Annotated in this window: 4 protein-coding genes; 2 read left to right on the top strand and 2 right to left on the bottom strand. The window is 64.8% G+C overall.

Going from position 1 to position 4,569, the window contains the following annotated elements; all coding sequences use genetic code 11:
* Both Q0D45_RS09870 and Q0D45_RS09865 read left to right on the top strand, forming a co-directional pair.
* The coding region (locus Q0D45_RS09870) for a cytochrome P450 (RefSeq protein WP_293391994.1) at positions 1-1,202 on the top strand (1,202 nt) is incomplete at its 5' end.
* 46 nt (positions 1,203-1,248) lie between these two features.
* Complete coding sequence (locus Q0D45_RS09865; protein WP_293391992.1) at positions 1,249-2,025, top strand: ferredoxin--NADP reductase; 777 nt, start codon at positions 1,249-1,251, stop codon at positions 2,023-2,025.
* Positions 2,026-2,149: 124 nt separating this feature from the next.
* Here the strand turns inward: Q0D45_RS09865 and Q0D45_RS09860 are convergent, their stop codons facing one another.
* Together Q0D45_RS09860 and Q0D45_RS09855 are read right to left on the bottom strand one after the other, a co-directional pair.
* Complete coding sequence (locus Q0D45_RS09860; protein WP_293391990.1) at positions 2,150-3,595, bottom strand: efflux transporter outer membrane subunit; 1,446 nt, start codon at positions 3,593-3,595, stop codon at positions 2,150-2,152.
* Positions 3,592-4,569 (bottom strand): efflux RND transporter permease subunit (locus Q0D45_RS09855; protein WP_293391988.1); only part of this gene is annotated, 978 nt, incomplete at its 5' end. The genes Q0D45_RS09855 and Q0D45_RS09860, both read right to left, overlap by 4 nt.

The following is a 4,569-nucleotide window of genomic DNA, read 5'->3' as shown; positions in this document are numbered from 1 at the left end:
ACGGCGAAGCGGTGCGCATCAATGCCTTCGGCATCCAGATTCATTTCCTGCTTGGCCCGGACGCGAATCAGTTCGTGTTCCAGAACCGCGGCAACCTGTTCGCAAACGCGCGCTGGAACCACTTCGTCGGCCCGTTCTTTCCCCGCGGCCTGATGCTGCTGGACTTCGACGAGCACCGCCTGCATCGACGGATCATGAACGCGGCGTTCTCGCATGAGGCATTGGTCGGCTACTTCGAGCAGATGCAGCAGACCATCGGTAACGAACTCTCAAGCTGGACCACCGGCCCCTGTCTGCTGTTCAAGCGCCTGAAGGCGATGACCCTGAACATTGGCAGCGAAGTGTTCGTCGGCCAGACGCCGGGTGCCGAAGCCGATGCGGTCAACGCCGCCTTTCTCGATGCCGTGCAGGCCGCCACCTCGATCATCCGACTGCCCTTGCCCGGCACCCGCTGGCGCGCCGGCATCCAGGGCCGGGCGTTGCTGGAGCGGCATTTCCTCGCCGCCATCCCGAATCAGCGTCGCCGCCCGCGCAACGATCTGTTCTCGCGCCTCTGCGAAGCGCGCACCGAGGACGGCGAGCTGTTCAGCGATGAAGACGTGGTCAATCACATGATCTTCGTGCTGATGGCCGCGCACGACACTTCGACGATCACGCTCAGCAACATGGTCTATCAGCTCGCTCGCCATCCGGAGTGGCAGGAGCGGCTGCGTGCGGAGAGCCGAGCGCTCGGCACCGCGACGCTGGCTTATGCCGATCTCGACCAACTCGAATCGATGACCCTGGTCATGAAGGAAGCGCTGCGCCTCTGCGCGCCGGTGCCGATCCTGCCACGAGGCGTCACCGCCGATTGCGCGTTCAAGGGCCTGCGCCTGAAGGCCGGTGCGACCGTCGCCGTCAGTCCCTGGCTGACCCATTACCTGCCGGCCTACTGGCGCGAGCCGGAGCGTTTCGATCCGCTACGCTTCGCTGCAGATCGCGCCGAAGACAAGCAGCACGCCTTCCTGTGGACGCCGTTCGGCGGCGGCGCCCACAAGTGCCTCGGTCTGCATTTCGGCACCATGGAAGTGAAAGCGATCCTGCATCAGCTGCTGCTGCGCTACCGCATCACCGTCGTCGATGGCTATGTGATGCCGCAGGATTTCACCAGCCTGCCGATCCCGAAGGACCGGCTGCCAGTCCGCCTCGAAGCGCTGCACTGAACCACCGTTTCCCTACTCCACCGACTTACCGGACTTACCGACACACATGGCCAAATTCCTCACCGAATCCGTCACTCACGTCCATCACTGGAACGAGAGCCTGTTCAGCTTCCGCACCACGAGAACCTCGGGGCTGCGCTTCGAGAACGGTCATTTCGTGATGATCGGTCTGGTCGTCGACGGCAAGCCGCTGATGCGCGCCTACTCGATCGCCAGCGCCAACTACCAGGAGCACCTGGAGTTCTTCTCGATCAAGGTCGAAGAAGGCCCGCTGACTTCGCGGCTGCAGCATCTGAAGGTTGGTGATCCGATCCTGGTCAGCGACAAGCCGGTCGGCACCCTGACCATCCACGACCTGAAGCCAGGCAAGAATCTGTACCTGTTCGGCACCGGCACCGGCCTGGCGCCGTTCATGAGCATCATCCGCGACCCGGCGACCTTTGATGCCTTCGACAAGGTCGTGCTGATCCACGGCGTGCGCCTGGTCAGCGAGCTGGCCTATCAGGACTACCTGACCAAGGACCTGCCGAACGACGAGTTCATCGGCGAACTGGTGCGCGACAAGCTCATCTACTACCCGACCGTCACCCGCGAGCCGTACAAGAACCGCGGTCGCCTGACCGATCTGATCGAGAGCGGCAAGCTGTTCGAGGACATCGGCCTGCCGCCGCTGAACCCGGAAGCCGATCGCGGCATGATCTGCGGCAGCCCGTCGATGCTCGCCGATACCCGGGCGATGCTCGACAAGCGCGGCTTCGTCGTGTCACCCGGCATCGGCCAGCCGGGCGACTATGTGTTCGAGCGCGCCTTCGTCGAGAAGTAAGCGCCGCAACAGCGGGGCATCACGCAGTCGAGCCGTTTACGGCGAGGGCGGAGATCGCAGAGAGAAGCAAAAGCAGGAAATTCCTTGATCTTTTCTCTGCGTCCTTTGCGTTCTCTGCGTGAGATCAGTTTTTTGCTTCCTCGGATGCCGCTGCCGCCCAGCCCCCGCCCAGCGCCCGGTACAGGCGCACCGCCGCCAGCCGCGTGTTGCGGCGAGCGGCGGTCAGCGCCAGTTCCGAATCGAACAGATCGCGCTCGGCGTTGATGACATCGAAGTACGACGAAAAACCGATCCGGTAACGCGCCAGGGCGATGCCATCAGCGCGTCGGAGTGCTGACACCCGGGCATCCTGTTCGTGCTCGAAAGCTTCGTACTGGCTGCGCTCGGCAAGCGAATCCGCCACTTCGCGGAACGCGCCTTTCACCGCCTGCTCATAACTCAGGATCGCTTCGCGCTTGCGGGCATCGGCGAGATCGACCTGATACAGATTGCGCTCGGCATCGAGCAGCGGCTGCAACAGATTGCCGCCGAACGAGAAGGCATTCGACGGCTGCGTGAACAGATCGCCGAGCGACTGGCTCGCGGTACCGAAGGTCCCGGTCAGCGCCAGCCGCGGGAACAGCGCGGCCTTGGCGACACCGACTCGCGCGTTCGCGGCTTTCAAGCGGCTTTCGGCGAGCAGCAGATCGGGCCGTCGTTCGAGCAGGCTCGACGACAGGCCTGCCGGTGGTTCCGGGCTCAGCTCGTGCCCCGGTTCATGAGTGGCTTCGCCACGGGCGATCGCCGCCGGATAGCCGCCGAGCAGCAGGCTCAGCTGATCCTCGACCAGGGTGATCTGGCGCTGCAGTTCCGGAAGATTGGCGCGTGCCGCTGCGGCCTGGGCTTCGGCGGTAGCGACATCGAGGCCGCTGATCACGCCGCGCTCATGGCGGGCCTGGGTCAACTCGACGAATTTCTCGCGGGTACCGATGGTGCGACGGGTGATCGCCAGTTGCTCATCGAGCGCCTGCAGGCTGTAGTAGGCGGTGGCGACATCGCCGATCAAGCCGACAACCACGCCGCGGCGCGCGTAGCCCGCGCCCAGCAGTTCGGCACGCGCGGCTTCGGTCGAGCGACGCAGACGGCCCCAGAGATCGATCTCCCAGGTTGCGGTCAGCGATACGCGATTGGTGGTCAGATCACGTGGAATGTTCGGCGCACCGACCGCCAGCTCCGACTGCTTGTTGCGCGTGCGATCGGCACTCAGGCTGACCTGTGGAAACAACACCAGACCCGTGGCGCCCGCGGTGGCGCGGGCCTGCTCGATGCGCGCCGCGGCGATCTGCACGTCGAGATTTCCGGCCAGCGCCTGCTGGATCAGCAGGCGCAGCGCCGGATCGGTATAGACCGTCGCCCAGTCGCTTTCAGCCAGTGCCGTGTCGACGGTCGGATCCAGCGCCGGCGGCGCATCGCCGCGGAAACGCTGAGGCACCGTCAGTTCGGGCCGCTGGTAATCGGGGCCCAGCGCGCAGCCGGTCAAGGCGACCAGCAGCGCCGTTGCCAACAACAAATTGCCTTTGCTCGCGCTCATGGCGCGTCTCCATGCGTCGGCGCGACCGGTGCGGCGACCGCTGCCTTCTTCGGCCGCAGGCGATCAGCCGCGCCCTGCACCAGCACGTACAGCAGCGGGATCAGGAAGATGCCGATCATCGTGGCCGCGGTCATGCCGAACACCACCGCGGTACCGAGCACCGAGCGCGCTGCAGCGCCGGCGCCACTGGCGATGGCCAGCGGCACGGCACCAAGGATGAACGCGAACGAGGTCATCAGAATCGGCCGCAGACGCAGGCGCGCCCCTTCCATGGCGGCATCGACCAGCGTGGCACCACGCTCGCGGGCCAGCTTGGCGAACTCGACGATCAGAATCGCGTTCTTGGCCGCCAGGCCGATCAGCATGATCACGCCGACCTGGGCATAGATGTCATTGGACATGCCGCGCAAGGCCAGACCACCAAAGGCACCAAACACCGCGAACGGAATGCTCAGCAGCACCGCGAATGGCACCGCCCAGCTTTCATACAAGGCCGCCAGCACCAGGAACACGAACAGCATCGCCATCGCGAAGATCAGCGGCGCCTGGCCACCGGATTTCTTTTCCTGGTAGGTCTGGCCGGTCCACTCGTAGCCATAGCCGTCGGGCAGCACCTGGGCGGCGATCTCTTCCATCGCCTTGACGGCGTCACCGGAGGAATAACCCGGCGCCGGATTGCCGGTGATGCTGACCGCGCGATAGACGTTGTAGCGGTCGATCGACTCAGGACCCTGATGGTTGATGATGCTGAGCAGGGTCGACAGCGGCACCATCTCGCCGCTTTCCGAGCGCGCATACAGGTTGTTGACCGAATCCGGCGAGCTGCGCGCGCCGGCTTCCGCTTGCGCGGTCACCCGGAAGGTGCGGCCGTACAGATTGAAGTCGTTGATATAGGCGCCGCCGAGGAAGGACTGCAGGGCGCCGAAGACATCGGAGATCGGCACCCCCAGCGTCTTCACGCGATCGCGGTCGAT

It is taken from the genome of Nevskia sp. (assembly GCF_023266035.1).
Classification (GTDB): domain Bacteria; phylum Pseudomonadota; class Gammaproteobacteria; order Nevskiales; family Nevskiaceae; genus Nevskia.
This window is presented reverse-complemented; position numbering and strand designations above follow the sequence as displayed.

Coding starts and splice junctions, on each gene's coding strand:
- Q0D45_RS09865 (WP_293391992.1), top strand. CDS start 1,249: ATGGCCAAATTCCTCACCGAATCCGTCACTCACGTCCATCACTGGAAC.
- Q0D45_RS09860 (WP_293391990.1), bottom strand. CDS start 3,595: ATGAGCGCGAGCAAAGGCAATTTGTTGTTGGCAACGGCGCTGCTGGTC.